General features: G+C 71.3%; 15 protein-coding genes. 2 read left to right on the forward strand and 13 right to left on the reverse strand.

Annotation, left to right across the window (positions count from 1 at the left end; genetic code table 11):
* Positions 1–3: 3 nt before the first annotated feature.
* From ACVJ1F_RS02200 to ACVJ1F_RS02210, 3 genes are all read right to left on the reverse strand, one after another.
* Positions 4–588, reverse strand: coding sequence for a GDSL-type esterase/lipase family protein (locus tag ACVJ1F_RS02200; protein ID WP_056045795.1), 585 nt, complete (start codon positions 586–588; stop codon positions 4–6).
* A gap of 92 nt (positions 589–680) precedes the next feature.
* A complete protein-coding gene (locus tag ACVJ1F_RS02205) occupies positions 681–887 on the reverse strand; it encodes a hypothetical protein (RefSeq protein ID WP_159826405.1) in 207 nt (68 codons plus the stop codon).
* Entirely contained in the window at positions 884–2488 is a 1605-nt protein-coding gene (locus ACVJ1F_RS02210; RefSeq protein WP_456884398.1) for an SDR family oxidoreductase, read from the reverse strand. The genes ACVJ1F_RS02205 and ACVJ1F_RS02210 overlap by 4 nt, the downstream gene beginning before the upstream one ends.
* Before the next feature lie 26 nt (positions 2489–2514).
* Between ACVJ1F_RS02210 and deoC the strand changes: the two genes are divergently transcribed.
* A complete protein-coding gene (gene deoC, locus ACVJ1F_RS02215; RefSeq protein ID WP_456884400.1) occupies positions 2515–3243 on the forward strand; it encodes a deoxyribose-phosphate aldolase in 729 nt (242 codons plus the stop codon).
* A 139-nt stretch (positions 3244–3382) separates the two neighbouring features.
* Here deoC and ACVJ1F_RS02220 read toward each other — a convergent pair whose 3' ends face one another.
* From ACVJ1F_RS02220 to ACVJ1F_RS02240, 5 genes are read right to left on the reverse strand one after another with little or no spacing between them, the layout of a single operon-like run.
* Positions 3383–4324 (reverse strand): bifunctional riboflavin kinase/FAD synthetase, encoded by a 942-nt coding sequence (locus tag ACVJ1F_RS02220; protein WP_456884402.1) that lies wholly within the window; start codon positions 4322–4324, stop codon positions 3383–3385.
* 5 nt (positions 4325–4329) lie between these two features.
* The gene (locus ACVJ1F_RS02225) at positions 4330–4821 is read right to left on the reverse strand and encodes a hypothetical protein (protein WP_456884404.1); all 492 of its coding nucleotides are present in this window, start codon (positions 4819–4821) and stop codon (positions 4330–4332) included.
* Positions 4822–4867: 46 nt separating this feature from the next.
* The gene (locus tag ACVJ1F_RS02230; RefSeq protein ID WP_456884405.1) at positions 4868–5236 is read right to left on the reverse strand and encodes a hypothetical protein; all 369 of its coding nucleotides are present in this window, start codon (positions 5234–5236) and stop codon (positions 4868–4870) included.
* Positions 5233–6132, reverse strand: coding sequence for a tRNA pseudouridine(55) synthase TruB (truB, locus tag ACVJ1F_RS02235; protein ID WP_456884407.1), 900 nt, complete (start codon positions 6130–6132; stop codon positions 5233–5235). Before truB ends, ACVJ1F_RS02230 begins: the two co-directional genes overlap by 4 nt.
* Before the next feature lie 46 nt (positions 6133–6178).
* On the reverse strand, positions 6179–6733 hold the full coding sequence (locus ACVJ1F_RS02240) for a hypothetical protein (RefSeq protein WP_456884409.1): 555 nt from the start codon (positions 6731–6733) through the stop codon (positions 6179–6181).
* Positions 6734–6801: 68 nt separating this feature from the next.
* Between ACVJ1F_RS02240 and ACVJ1F_RS02245 the strand changes: the two genes are divergently transcribed.
* On the forward strand, positions 6802–7671 hold the full coding sequence (locus ACVJ1F_RS02245) for an A/G-specific adenine glycosylase (RefSeq protein ID WP_456884411.1): 870 nt from the start codon (positions 6802–6804) through the stop codon (positions 7669–7671).
* 28 nt (positions 7672–7699) lie between these two features.
* Here ACVJ1F_RS02245 and rbfA read toward each other — a convergent pair whose 3' ends face one another.
* The 5 genes from rbfA to ACVJ1F_RS02270 form a co-directional block, all read right to left on the reverse strand.
* Entirely contained in the window at positions 7700–8239 is a 540-nt protein-coding gene (rbfA, locus tag ACVJ1F_RS02250) for a 30S ribosome-binding factor RbfA (protein WP_123570219.1), read from the reverse strand.
* 101 nt (positions 8240–8340) lie between these two features.
* Positions 8341–11133: a translation initiation factor IF-2 gene (gene infB / locus ACVJ1F_RS02255; RefSeq protein ID WP_056045821.1), complete on the reverse strand. Its 2793-nt coding sequence runs from the start codon at positions 11131–11133 to the stop codon at positions 8341–8343.
* Positions 11134–11221: 88 nt separating this feature from the next.
* Positions 11222–11713, reverse strand: coding sequence for a YlxR family protein (locus tag ACVJ1F_RS02260; RefSeq protein WP_456884413.1), 492 nt, complete (start codon positions 11711–11713; stop codon positions 11222–11224).
* Positions 11714–11717: 4 nt separating this feature from the next.
* A complete protein-coding gene (gene nusA / locus ACVJ1F_RS02265; RefSeq protein WP_056045823.1) occupies positions 11718–12707 on the reverse strand; it encodes a transcription termination factor NusA in 990 nt (329 codons plus the stop codon).
* A gap of 163 nt (positions 12708–12870) precedes the next feature.
* On the reverse strand, positions 12871–14631 hold the full coding sequence (locus tag ACVJ1F_RS02270) for a proline--tRNA ligase (protein ID WP_456884416.1): 1761 nt from the start codon (positions 14629–14631) through the stop codon (positions 12871–12873).
* Positions 14632–14634 lie beyond the last annotated feature (3 nt).

Raw genomic sequence — 14634 nt, forward strand, 5'->3', positions numbered from 1 at the left:
CGCCTACTCGATGTCGTAGGCGACGTCGAGGACGCTGATCGGACGGCTCATCGGCGGCTCGTCACGCAGGCGCTCGAGAGCCGGCTGCAGTTCGCCCAACCAGGCCTGGTAACCGGCATCGCTGAGGTGGACGTGGTCGGCGGCGAACTCGGGTCGCAGCGCGTCACCGGATTCGTCGGCGAGGGCGGGCCAGAGGTCGAGCCACTGCGCCCGGACCGTCGAGGAGAACTGACGGAGGTGGCGGTTGGCGTCCTTGAGGCGGGGTGCGAACTCCGCCCCCCGCGGCGCGATCGACTGCAACAGCAGACGCGTGCCGGGCAGTTCACGACGCATCGCCACCATGAGGTTCTCGATGCCGCGCACCACCTGTTCGACCGAGCGTCGCGCGGTGAAGTCGTTGGTGCCGATCATGAGCACGACGGAGTCGGGGTTCGCGGCCACGACGTCGTGGAGCCGTTCGGTCAGGCCGGCGACCGTGTCGCCCCCGACGCCCAGGTTGACGACCTGCTCGTCGGGCAACCACGCCGCCCAGTCGCCGTTCTCGGTCAAGCTGTCGCCGACGAAGGCGACGGTCTCTCGGTGTGTCATCACGACCTCCTGGTGGTCTGCTGAAGTGCCCCCATCGTGCCATCACCCGCTGGGAGCCGCGAACCGGCGCGCGCGTGCGCGCCGCCCCGACCTCACTGTCGGAAGCGCCGCGGCCTCTTCGACCAGACGCGGTCGAGCGCGTGGCGGACGCGCGGCAGCAGCACCACGAACGACGACACGACGACGAGCACCCCGAACAGCACCCCGAGCCACAACGGCACGGGCGACATGGCCTCGTCGCCCGCCGGGTACAGCGGCACCGGCGACGACGTCAGGACGAGGAGGCGCGGGTCGGTCACGCCACGGCCGTCGCGTCGGTCGTGGCCCCGCCCGCGGCACCGGCCGCCCGCTCGCCGGTCGCCCGGGCGGCCGCCTCCCGCTCGGCCGTCGCCGTGATGCGCCGCAGCATGCCCGAGAAGATCACGCCGTGGAACGGCAGGATCGCGAACCAGTAGAGGCGCCCGCCGAGTCCCTGCGGGAAGAACACCGCGCGTTGGCGGTAGTGGGAGCCGCCGTCGGGACGCGGCTCGACCGTGAGTTCCAGCCACGCGCCTCCGGGGACCTTCATCTCGGCCCGGAGCCGCAGCAGGCGGCCGCGATCGAGCTTCTCGACCCGCCACCAGTCGAGGGCGTCCCCGACGCGCAGGGTGGTCGCACTGCGGCGGCCGCGACGGAGGCCCACTCCCCCGACCAGTCGGTCCATCCAGCCGCGCGCCGACCATGCCAGCGGGAACGAGTACCACCCGTTCTCGCCGCCGATGCTCTCGAGCACCTTCCAGAGCTCGGCGGCCGGAGCGGAGGTGTCGGTCTGCCGGTCGTCGGTGTAGACGATGTGCCCGGACCAGTCGGGGTCGCTCGGCAGCAGGTCGCTCGGCGCGCCGGCGACCGACGAGTCCTGCCAGCTGGTCTCGACGTCGCCGTCCTGTTCACGCTGCAGGGCGAGGCGGACGGCGCGACGGTAGGGCAGCAGCCCCTCGGCGGGCGGGGGCACGACGGCGTCGATGTCGTGCTCGCGCACGACGCAGTCGTACTGCAGCGACGCGATGATCGGCACGGCGAGGGCGCGGGGCACGGGGGTGACGAGGTTGACCCACTGCGAGGCGAGCCACGGGGTGAAGACGGGGAGGGACGCGATCGGCCGCTGCTTGAGGCCGGCCTCGAGGGCGTACCCGTTCATCATCTGCCCGTACCGGAGCACGTCGGGACCGCCGATGTCGAAGGTGCGGTTGACGTCGTCGGGCACGTCGGCCGCCCCGAGCAGGTAGTGCAGCACGTCGCGGACGGCGATCGGCTGGATGAAGTTGCGGACCCACTTCGGTGCCGGCATGTAGGGCAGCACGTCCGTCAGGTGGCGCACCATCTCGAACGAGGCGCTGCCCGAGCCGATGACGACGCCGGCCTGCAGGGCGACGGTGGGGACCCCGCTCGCCAGCAGGACGTCGCCGACGTCCTTGCGCGACTGCAGGTGCTTCGACAGGTCGCCCTCGGGGTGCAGTCCGCCGAGGTAGACGATCCGGCGGACACCCGCGTCGCGCGCCGCGTCGGCGACGGTGTGCGCCGCGTCGGCCTCGGCGCGCTCGAAGTCGCCCTTGCCACCCATCGCGTGGGCGAGGTAGTAGACGACGTCGACGCCCTCCATGGCCGGACGCACCGTCTCGGGGTCGGTCAGGTCGCCCTGGACCACGTCGACGTCGCCGGACCAGGGCACGTCGCGCAGCTTCTCGGGCGATCGCACGAGCACCCGCACGTCCGCCCCGGCGGCCACGAGCCGCGGCGTCAACCGCCCGCCGATGTACCCGGTCGCCCCGGTCACGAGCACCCGGCGGGAGGCCACGGCGTGGTCGGTGTCGCTCGTGACGGGGGCGCTCGACGGCTCGGCGTCGGGAGTGTTCGCTGACATGGGCCCAAGCTACGCTGGACCCCATCATGACTACCCAGCAGCTCCCCACCGTCTCCGCCGTCGCCGGCATGATCGACCACGCGATCCTCAAGCCCGAGCTCACCCGCGCCGAGGTCGACGCGGCCCTCGACGACGCCGCCGCGAACCATGTCTTCAGCGTCTGCGTCCGGCCCTCCGACATCGCGCACGCCGTCGAGCGCCTCGAGGGCACCGGCGTGCTCGTCGGCACCGTCATCGGCTTCCCCCACGGCACGACCTCGACGGCCGCCAAGGCCGCCGAGTCGCGCCAGGCGATCGCCGACGGCGCCGCCGAACTCGACATGGTCGTCAACATCGGCTGGCTGCGCAGCGGCATGACCGACGAGGTCGAGGCCGACGTGCGCGGCGTGGTCGAGGCGGCGGGCGACACGCTCGTCAAGGTCATCCTCGAGACGGCCTACCTCGACGACGACCAGATCGTCGCCGGTTCGGCGGCCGCCGAGCGCGCCGGGGCCGCCTTCGTCAAGACGTCCACGGGCTTCGCCGGTGGCGGGGCGACGCTCCCGCACCTGCGCCTCATGCGCGGGGCCGTCTCCGACTCGGTGCAGGTCAAGGCCTCGGGCGGCGTGCGCGGCCTCGACACCGTGCTCGAGATGCTCGAGCTCGGCGTCACGCGCTTCGGCACGAGCGCCAGCGGCACGATCCTCGCCGACCTGGCGCACCGCCTCGAGACGGGCCGCGCCTCGGGCGCGGGCGACGACACGACGTCGTACTGACGGGCCGAGGAGGCGCGGGTGACGTCGACGACGTGACCCGCGCCTCCTCGGGGCCGTCGGGCCGCACCCTCGCACGGCTCGGCGTCCCGCCGTCGACGTGCTCCGGACGATCTACTCACGGCGCTCGACGCGAGACGCCTCAGGCGATCGGCAGCCCCAGGATCTCGCGCGTGCGGACGACGTCGGCCCTGATGTGCGCGATCAGGGCGTCGAGCCCCTCGAAGCGCACGTTGCCGCGCACCCAGTCGACGAAGTGGACGGTGACCTCGAGCCCGTAGAGGTCGAGCGAGACGTCGAGCAGGTGCGCCTCGACCTGCTTGGCCGGCACCCCCTCGAACGTCGGGTTGTTGCCGACCGACACGGCCGCCGGGTAGAGCGTGTCGCCGACCGAGACCCGGGCGGCGTAGACGCCGTCGGCCGGGACGAACCCCTCGCTGTCGCGGGCCAGGTTGGCCGTCGGGAACCCCAGCTCGCGGCCCCGCTGTTCTCCGTGGACGACGATGCCGCGCACCGACGGCTCGCGGCCGAGCAGGACGCCGGCCTCACGGACGTCACCCGCGTCCATCAGCTCGCGGATCCAGGTGGACGACGCTCGGCGGCCGCCACTCGGTCTCACGTCGTCGATCGACACGACCCGGAACCCGCGCGAGGCACCGAGCCCGCGCAGGGTGTCGACGGTGCCGCTGCCGCGCACGCCGAACCGGAAGTCGTCACCCACGAACACGACGCGGGCGTGCAGGGCCCCGACCAGGATGCGGTCGACGAACTCGTCGGGCGTCAGCGCCCGCAGCTCGGCGTCGAAGGTGAGCATGAGGGTCGCGGCGACCCCGGCCTCGTCGAGCAGCTCGCGCTTCTGACGGTTGCTGACGAGAGCCGTCGGTACGTCGTCGGGTCGCAGGACCGCCAAGGGGTGCCGGTCGAACGTGACCACGGTGGACACGAGACCCTCGTCGCGCGCCACCCCCTCGAGCATGTCGATCACGGCGCGGTGCCCGACGTGGACCCCGTCGAACTTGCCGATGGTGACGGCGCTCGGCCCGAAGTCGGGCGGCACGTCGCCGACCAGGTCGTAGAACTGCACGCGCGCTACCTCGTCGTGCCCGGGTCGCGAGGGACCCCACCGGCCCCCACGCCGTCGGCGCCCGCCCGGTCGACCTCCGAGGCGTCGACGGCCCGGGCCACGCGGCCCTGCCGGCGCAGCCACAGGATGCCGAGCACGGGCAGGACGAGCGGCACGAAGCCGTACCCGCGACCGAAGAACGACCACACGGTGTCGTGCGGGAAGAGTTCGGGGTCGAGCACGGTCACGAGACCGATGATCAGGACCCCGGCGAGCTCGAAGCTGATGGTCGCCCAGGCCACGGCGTACCACCCCTGGCCACGGCCGATGAGGGCCACGGTGGCGACGATGTAGACGACGGCCGACAACGCGCTCAGGGTGTAAGCCAGAGGAGCCTCGGAGTACTGGGTCGCGATCTGGAAGACCGACCGACCGGTGGCGGCGAGGGCGAGGAGGGCGTACACGGCGATGAGCACCCGGCCGAGGCCGACCGCGCGCGTTGACTTCTGAGTGACCATCTCGTCAAGGATAGGACTCCGACGCCTCCACCGCCGACCGGGTCGGTCAGAGGCCCTGGACGGTCCAGATCTGGAACATCCGGTAGACCATCACCGCGATCGCGAACGACGAGGTCGCCAGCACGAGGTTGCTCCAGCGCGTCCGGTCGACGAGGGCCCAGACCGTCGCGAGGGGCGGCAGCAGGATGGCCGAGACCAGGTAGATGTAGAACTCGACGAGGTTGCCCGTCGGTCCGTTGCCGACGAAGGGCGCGACGATCGCGACGACCAGCTGCACCAAGAGGAGCAGCAGCACGACGGCACCCGTGCCGACGGTGATGTCGTCGGGCTGACGCTTGGCGAAGCAGGCGATCACGCAGACGATGCCGGCCACCACGGCCACCACGACCTGCACCCAGGTGAACCACTCGATCATGCCTGCACCTCGTCGGTCGGGAAGTTCACGATGGGCTTGGCGGCCCCGCCCCGCACAGAGACCAGGCCGGCGAGGGCGCCCGCCGGGGTGACGGCGGCGACGGGCCCCGGGGTGTCGGCCAGCTCGACGGCCACGCGCTTGCCGTGCCCGAGGTCGACGGCCTCGGCAGCGGTCATCGACCACTCGGGGAAGAGGGTACGGGCGACGTCGACGGGAGGGAGCAGCGCCGGGGCGACGTCGATGCCCTTGAGGACGGAGGCGCGGCTCACGTCGAACGGCCCGACCCGCGTCCGACGCAGTGCGGTCAGGTGTCCCCCGACGCCGAGGTCGGCTCCGAGGTCGCGGGCGAGGGCCCGGACGTAGGTGCCGGACGAACACGAGACCCGCACGTCGAGGTCGCGCACGGGCACACCGTCGACGACGGTGTCGCGTCGCTCGAGCACGGTGAACTCGGAGATCGTCACGTCGCGGGCCTTCAACTCGACCTCGACCCCGGCACGGGCGAGGTCGTAGGCGCGACGGCCGTCGACCTTGATCGCGCTGACCGTGGTGGGCACCTGGCTGATCGGCCCGGTCAGTCGCGCGATGCCGGCGTCGACGGCGTCGTCGGTGACGTCTCCGGCCGCGGTCGTCGAGACGACCTCGCCGTCGCTGTCGTCGCTGGTGGTGGAGACGCCGAGGCGGATGGTGGCGTCGTAGCCCTTGTCGAGGCCGACCAGGAAGGTCAGGAGGCGCGTCGACGAGTTCAGGCCCAAGACCAGCAACCCCGTGGCGAGCGGGTCGAGCGTGCCGGCGTGGCCGACCTTGCGCGTGCCCGCGGCCTTCCGCACCCGGGAGACCACGTCGTGGCTGGTGATGCCCTGCGGCTTGTCGACGAGGAGGAGACCGCTGTTCACCCGACGACGTTAGCGCAGCAGGACCGCGACCAAGCCGGGGACGCGCTCAGCACGCGTCGTCGAAACGTCGACGGGGGTGCTCGCGGTCGGAGTTGTCGACGACGGCCGAGGCCCTGGCCCGGGCGTCGAGTCGCGAATCGTCGGCGGTGACCCAGACGCGGTAGTGCCACAGCCCCGCGAGGCCGGGGCGGGCGAGGTCGGTGCCGTCGACGAGCAGGACCGCGTCGGCCGGACCGGTGACCCAGGCGGACTCGACGGAACGGTCGGCGTCGGAGTCCCAGGCCCGCTCGACCCAGCCCGCACTGCCGCCGAGCCGGAACGGCTCGACCAGGACCCGACGGAACAGGCTCTCGTCCAGCACGGGAGCGGAGTCGCGCGGCGCCGCGTCGGGACGTTTCTCGAAGCCGGCGAGCGAGGCACGGAACGCCGCGTGGCCCTGCTCGCGGAAGGCCTCGAGGAGGTCGTCGGCGAGACCGGCCGCACCCGCGCCTCCGTCGCTGTCGATCGCGACGAGCACGCGTCCGCGCCCGTAGTTGTGCACGATCTCGGTGGCGAGTTCGCGCAGCGTGTCCTTCTTGGCAGGGGCCCATCGGGTGGTCATGCCGCCACCGTACGCCCGACGGCCGGGACCTCGCCGGGCACGCCCTCGACGAGCCGTAGGCTCGTACGGTGAGCATCTCCCCCGCCGTGGCCGTCTGGTTCCGCGAGAACGGTCGCGACCTCCCGTGGCGGCGTCCCGGCTTCACGGCCTGGGGCACGCTGGTCAGCGAGATCATGCTGCAGCAGACCCCCGTGGCCCGCGTCGTGCCACGACTCGAGCAGTGGCTCGACCGCTGGCCCACGCCACGCGACCTGGCGGCGTCGCCCGCCTCCGAGGCCGTGCGCGCCTGGGAACGCCTCGGCTACCCGCGTCGGGCCCTGGCCCTCCACGCCGCCGCCGTGGCCATCACCGAGCGACACCACGGGGTCGTGCCGGAGGACGTCCTCTCGCTCCTGGCACTGCCCGGCATCGGCGACTACACCGCACGGGCCGTCGCGGTCTTCGCCTACGGCCACCGGCACCCCGTCGTCGACACGAACGTCCGCCGGGTCCTGGCCCGTGCGGTCGAGGGACTTGCCGAACCGTGGGCGCCGAAGGCCTCGCGCGACCTCCCCCTGATGGAGTCGCAGCTGCCCGACGACCTCGAGGAGGCGCGGGTCACGAACGCGGGCGTCATGGAGTTGGGTGCCCTGGTCTGCACGGCGCGGTCACCGAAGTGCGACGTCTGCCCGCTGGTCGATCGGTGCGCGTGGGTGCTGGCGGGTCGTCCTGCGCACACCGGGCCGCGCCTCCGGACCCAGGCCCGCTTCGAGGGATCGGACCGCCAGGTGCGCGGATTGATCCTGGCCGAGCTGCGGGCCAGCGACGTCCCCGTCACGGCGGCCGAGATCGCGACCGTCTGGCCGGACGACGTGCAACGCGCGAGAGCCCTCGCCGGGCTGCTCCGTGACGGTCTGGCCACGGGGTCGCCCGACGAGGGCTATCGCCTCCCCGACTGAGGCGGGGGCGTCCTGACGGGTGCTTTGGCTAGCGGGTCGAGCCGTCGGGCTCGGTCGACTCGCCTGCGGCGGGTGCCTCGAGCTCGTCGTCCATCGCCAGGTCGTCGTCGAGGTCGTCGTCCGCGTCGAGGTCGTCGTCCGCGTCCAGGTCGCGGGGCTTGACGTACGGGTCGGCGTCGCCGGCGTACTCGGCCGACGAGGCCATGGTCTGGCTCTCGTGGTCGCGCTGGCGAGCTTCTTGCAGCAGACGATCGATCGAAGCCGCGTTCTCGGGGAGTGCGTCGAGGATGAACTCGAGGCTCGGGGTGAGCCGCGCGGTGATGTTCTTGCCCACCTCGCTGCGCAACATGCCGGTCGCCGACTTCAGGGCGGCACCCGTGTCGCGCCGTTCGTCGTCGGTGCCGTAGACCGTGTAGAAGACCGAGGCGTGCTGCAGGTCTCCCGTCACCTTGACGTCGGTGATCGTCACGAACCCGAGTCGAGGGTCCTTGATGCCGCGTTCGAGACGCCGCGCGATGATCTCGTGGATGCGGTCGGCCATCTTGCGGGCGCGTTGCGCGTCAACCATTGTTCACTCCTGTTCGTGCTGCTCGCCGCCGTGGCGAGAGGGGTGAGGCCCCGCCCCGACCGTAGTCGGAGCGGGGCCTCGTGTACTGCGACGACGCCGGGTCAGCCCCGGGGCTTCTCGACCATCTCGATGGTCTCGATCTCGTCGCCGATCTGGATGTCGTTGAACTTGCCGAGACCGATGCCGGCCTCGAAGTCCGTCCGCACCTCGGTGACGTCGTCCTTGAAGCGACGCAGCGAGTCGATCGCCAGGTTGTCGCCGACGACGACGCCCTCGCGGATCACGCGGGCACGAGCGTTGCGGGTGATCGTTCCCGAGCGCACGATGACACCGGCGATGTTGCCGACCTTCGACGAGCGGAAGATCTCGCGGATCTCGGCGACACCGGACTGCTTCTCCTCGAACTCGGGCTTGAGCATGCCCTTGAGCGAGTTCTCGATGTCCTCGAGGGCCGCGTAGATGACCGAGTAGAACCGGACGTCGACACCCTCGCGAGCAGCACGCTCACGAGCCTTCGTGTCGGGACGCACGTTGAACCCGATGATGACCGCGTTGTCGACCGTGGCGAGGTTGACGTCGCTCTCGGTGACGGCACCCACACCGCGGTGGATGATGCGCAGCTGCACGCTGTCGTCCACCTCGATCTTGAGCAACGATTCTTCCAGCGCCTCGACGGCACCGGACACGTCGCCCTTGATGATGATGTTGAGGGCTTCGACCTTGCCCTCTTCGAGAGCACGGGTGAAGTCCTCGAGCGAGATGCGCTTGCGGGCCTTGGCCAGCGAGGCGTTGCGCTCGACGGCTTCGCGCTTCTCGGCGATCTGACGGGCGGTGCGGTCCTCCTCGGTGACGAGGAAGGTGTCACCGGCCCGGGGAACGCTCGACAGACCCTGGACCAGCACGGGCCGGCTCGGGTAGGCCTCGTCGACCGAGTCGCCGTTCTCGTCGACCATGGCGCGGACGCGGCCGTAGGCCGTACCGGCGACGATGGCGTCACCGACGCGCAGCGTGCCCGACTGGATCAGGACCGTCGCGACGGCACCGCGACCCTTGTCGAGACGGGCCTCGATGGCGACACCACGGGCGTCCTTGTCGGGGTTGGCGCGCAGGTCGAGACCGGCGTCGGCCGTGAGCAAGACGGCCTCGAGGAGGGCGTCGATGTTCTTGTTGTCACGGGCCGACACGTCGACGAACATGACGTCTCCGCCGTATTCCTCGGCGACGAGGCCGTATTCGGTGAGCTGCTGACGCACCTTCGCCGGGTTCGCGCCCTCTTTGTCGATCTTGTTGACCGCGACGACGATCGGCACGCCGGCCGCCTGGGCGTGGTTCAACGCCTCGACGGTCTGCGGCATGATGCCGTCGTCCGCCGCGACCACGAGGATCGCGATGTCGGTCACCTGGGCACCACGGGCACGCATGGCGGTGAACGCCTCGTGACCGGGGGTGTCGATGAAGGTGATGGCGCGCTCGACGCCCTCGTGCGGAGCCCACACCTGGTAGGCGCCGATGTGCTGCGTGATGCCACCGGCCTCGCCGGCGACCACGTTGGCGTTGCGGATCGCGTCGAGCAGACGCGTCTTTCCGTGGTCGACGTGGCCCATGACCGTGACGACCGGCGGGCGGATCTGCAGGACGGACTCGTCCTCGTCCTCGAGCTCTTGCTCGAGGTCGATGTCGAAGCCCTCGAGGAGCTCTTTGTCTTCGTCCTCGGGCGAGACGACCTGGATGTTGTAGCCCAGCTCTTCGCCGAGGACCTGGAAGGTGGCCTCGTCGAGCGACTCGGTCGCCGTCGCCATCTCACCGAGGTGGAACAGGACGGTCACCAGGTTGCCGGGGCTCGCGTCGATCTTGTCGGCGAAGTCGCTGATGGACGCACCACGACGCAGACGGACGATCGTGTTGCCGTCGCCGCGGGGGACGCTGACGCCACCCAGCGACGGGGCCGACCGCATCTCGAACTCGGCCCTCTTCGTCCGCTTCGACTTGCGTGCCTTGCTCTTGCCGCCACCACGACCGAACGCACCGGCGGTTCCGCCACCGGGGCCGCGGCCTCGACCGCCACCACCGGAGGGACGGGGCCCGCTGAAGCCGGGACGGAAGCCACCGGCCGCGCCGGGGGCACCGGCACCGGGACGCTGGAAGCCACCGCCGGCACCACCGGGACGACCCGCGCCGCCACCGGCGGGACGCTGACCGAAGCCGTTGGGACGGGGGCCGGCACCGACGCCGGGACGCGGAGCACCCGGACGAGGAGCACCGGGTCGGGGAGCCTGCGGGCGCGGGCCCGCGGCGCCGCCGGGACGGGGCATGCTGCTGGCCGCACCGGAGCCACCGGGACGAGGAGCACTGGGGCGCCCCATGCCCTGGTTGCTGGCGAAGGGGTTGTTGCCGGGACGAGGGGCACCGGGGCGCGGGCCGCCGGGCTTGGGACCCGCGGCGCCGGGCTTGGCGGCGTCGTCGGCCGGAGCTGCCGCGTCGTCCTTGGCTGCGGCGGCTGCTGCGGCACGCTGTGCCTCGGCCTGGGCCTGGCGCTCGGCGACCGTCAGCGGGGCGACGGGTGCGGGTGCCGCGTCGACGTCGGGCTCGGCAGCCGCCACGGGGGCGGGCGTCGGCTCGGCGACGGGAGGCTTGGGGGCTGCCGGACGGGGACCGCCGGGCTTGGGGGCCGAGCTCGCGGGCTGCGCGGCGGCACCGGCCGAGGGGGCCTTGGCGGCGGGGGTCGCGGGCTTCGCGGCACCGGCGAAGGCCTGGCGCAGCTTGCGGGCGACGGGAGGCTCGACGCTGGAGGACGGTCCCTTGACGAACTCGCCCATCTCTTTGAGCTTCTCTAGTGCGGTCTTGCTGTCGATCCCCAGCTCGCTGGCGATCTCGTGTACGCGTGGTTTAGCCACAGTTCTCCTGTCTCGGGCCCTTCCCGAGACGGGAAGAGCCTTAGTTCTGGACGGGTCTCATTTCGAGCCGCTCATTAGTGGTTGCTCATTAGTTGTCCATGTGCCGTTCAGCCTGTTCTGTCGTGGCGATGGGTCGTGAAGTGGTGATCCGCGTGAGGTGGGCGCGGAGCTCGTCGACGTCGGGTTCGGAGTCGAGGCGGAGTGCACGGCGGAAGGCCTTGCGCTTCACTGCCGACTCGAACGCGTCGATCGACGGCGTCAACCACGCACCCCGCCCGGGAAGGGTCGCGGTCGGATCGACCACGAGACGTCCGTTTCGGGCGACGACCCGCACGAGTGCGGATCGTGGAGCGCGCGCTCGAGTACCGATGCACGTTCTGACGGGTTCCACCTTACCCCCTCGGGTCGTCGGACGGGAGACGCCGAGGGCGAACGGCGCGGTGCGCCGGTCGCCCTCGGCCACCCGGGTTCTCGTCGGGGCGATCAGTCGTCTTCGAGGATGCTGTCGGGCTGGATGGGTCATTCCCGTGACCGGGCCGCCGACGCTGGCGCGTCGTCGACCCGGCGCGCGGATCGACATCCACTCAGTCGTCTTCGAGGATGCTGTCGGGCTGGATGTCGATCCGCGCGCCCGTGAGCTTCGCGGCGAGGCGGGCGTTCTGGCCCTCCTTGCCGATGGCGAGCGACAGCTGGTAGTCGGGGACGAGTGCCCGGACGGCCTTGGTGGACGCGTCGATCACGAAGGCCGACGACACCTTGGCCGGCGACAGGGCGCTGGCGACGAAGGTGGGGAGGTCGCTCGAGTAGTCGACGATGTCGATCTTCTCGTCGTTGAGCTCGGTGGTGACGGCGCGGACGCGCTGCCCCATCTCGCCGATGCAGGCACCCTTGGCGTTGACGCCGGGCTCGGTCGCACGGACGGCCATCTTGGTGCGGTGGCCAGCCTCGCGGGCCAGGGAGACGATCTCGACGACGCCGCTGGCGATCTCGGGCACCTCGAGGGCGAAGAGCTTGCGCACGAGCGACGGGTGGGTGCGCGAGACCGTGATCTGCGGCCCCTTGGTACCCTTGCTGACACCCGTGACGTACACGCGGATGCGCGAGCCGTGGGCGTACTTCTCACCCGGCACCTGCTCCTCGGGCGGGAGGATCGCCTCGACGGTGCCGAGGTCGACGTGGATCATGCGGGGGTTGGGCCCCTGCTGGATCACGCCCGCGACGATGTCGCCCTCGCGGCCCTTGAACTGGCCGAGCACCTTGTCGTCACCGATGTCGCGCAGGCGCTGGTTGATGACCTGCTTGGCCGCGAAGGCCGCGATGCGGCCGAAGTCGCTGGGGCTGTCGACGGACTCGCCCACGACCTCGCCCTCGTCGTCGCGTTCGATGGCGAAGACCGAGACGTGCCCGGTCTTGCGGTCGAGTTCGACGCGAGCGACCGGGATGCGGCTCTCGGGCTGGTTCGTGTGCTTGAGGTAGGCCGTGAGGATGGCCTGCTCGATGATGCGCACGAGTTCGTCGAAGGGGATTTCACGCTCGCGCTCCATGAGACGCAGCACGCTCAGGTCGATGTCCACTGAGGGCCTCCACTATTCAGATCTGCAGGCTGCACGCACGATGGCGCGCGCAGCATCCCCCTACGGTACCCGAGAGCGGGGTGGACGGCGGACCGTCCGCGAGCTCGACACCGCGCCTCCTCGGGGTCGCCACGACCGGGACGAGGAGGCGCGGTGCCGGCGCTCAGGACGCTCGCGGAGCCGTCAGGGTCGCGACGGCCTCGGCCACGGGGACCGGCGTGCGCTCGCCCGTGCGGCGGTCCCAGAGCTCGACGACGCCCTCGCCGGCCGAACGGCCGACGACGACGATCTGCGGCACGCCGAGGAGTTCGGCGTCGCCGAACTTGACGCCGGGCGAGACCTTGGGTCGGTCGTCGTAGAGGACGTCGAGACGGTGGGCCTCGAGGTCGGCGGTGAGTTTCTCGGCGACCTCGTAGACCACGGGGTCCTTGCCCGTGGCCACGACGTGGACGTCGAAGGGGGCGACGTTGGCAGGCCAGACCAGGCCCTTGGCGTCGTTGTTCGCCTCGGCGATCACCGCGAGGATGCGCGTGACGCCGATGCCGTACGAGCCCATCGTGACCGTGACCTGCTTGCCGTTCTCGTCGAGCACCTTGAGGCCGAGCGCCTCGGCGTACTTGCGGCCGAGCTGGAAGACGTGGCCGATCTCCATGCCGCGGGCGGTCTCGATGGGGCCGGAACCGTCGGGCGCGGGGTCGCCCTCGCGGACCTGCGCGGCCTCGATGGTGCCGTCCGCGGTGAAGTCGCGGCCCATGACGAGGTCGGCGACGTGCACGCCCTTCTCGTTCGCCCCGGTCACCCAGGCCGAGCCCTCGACCACGCGCGGGTCGACGAAGTAGCGGATGCCCGAGTCGGACTCGCCGCCGAGCACCTGGGGGCCGAGGTAGCCGCGGACCAGCAGGGGGTTTTTCGCGAAGTCGGCGTCGCCGGCGGCCTCGACCTCGGCCGGGGCGAAGGCGACCTCGAGCCGCTTCATGTCGACTTCTCGGTCACCCGGCAGGCCGACCACGACGAGCTCGCGGCGTCCGTCGAGGTGGCTGAGGGCGACGACGACGTTCTTGAGCGTGTCGGCAGCCGTCCAGGGGCCGGAGTCGCGGGCCTCGTCGGCGTTGAGCTGGGCGACCAGCGAGTCGATGGTCGGCGTGTCGGCCGGGGCCAGGCGTCGGGAGGGGGCCAGGCCCTCGGGCGGGACCGTGTCGGGGACGATCGTCGTGAAGGCCTCGACGTTGGCGGTGTAGCCGCCCGCCGAGCGGACGAAGGTGTCCTCGCCGATGGCGGTGGGGTGCAGGAACTCCTCGCTGCGCGAACCGCCCATGGCCCCGGCATCCGCCTTGACGATGACGTACTCGAGGCCGAGCCGCGTGAAGATGCGCTCGTAGGCGTCGCGCTGCTTCTGGTAGCTGTCGTCCAGGCCGGCGTCGGACGCGTCGAACGAGTAGGCGTCCTTCATGGTGAACTCGCGGCCGCGCAGCAGGCCGGCTCGGGGTCGAGCCTCGTCGCGGTACTTGTCCTGGATCTGGAACAGGGTCAGCGGGAGGTCCTTGTAGGACGAGTAGAGGTCCTTCACCAACAGGGTGAAGGCTTCCTCGTGCGTGGGGGCCAGCAGGTAGTCGGCGTCCTTCCTGTCCTTCAAGCGGAACATGCCGTCGCCGTACTCGGTCCACCGCCCGGTGGCCTCGTAGGGCTCGCGAGGCAGCAAGGCGGGGAAGTGCACCTCTTGGGCACCGGCGGCCTGCATCTCGTCACGGATGACCGCCTCGATCTTCGCCTTGACGCGCAGGCCGAGCGGCAGCCAGGCGAAGACCCCCGGTGCCTGACGGCGGATGTACCCCGCACGGACGAGCAGCCGGTGGCTGGTCACCTCGGCGTCGGAGGGGTCTTCTCGGAGGGTGCGGACGAAGAGCTGGGAGAGACGTGTGGACACCCG

This window comes from Frigoribacterium sp. 2355 (assembly GCF_054060695.1).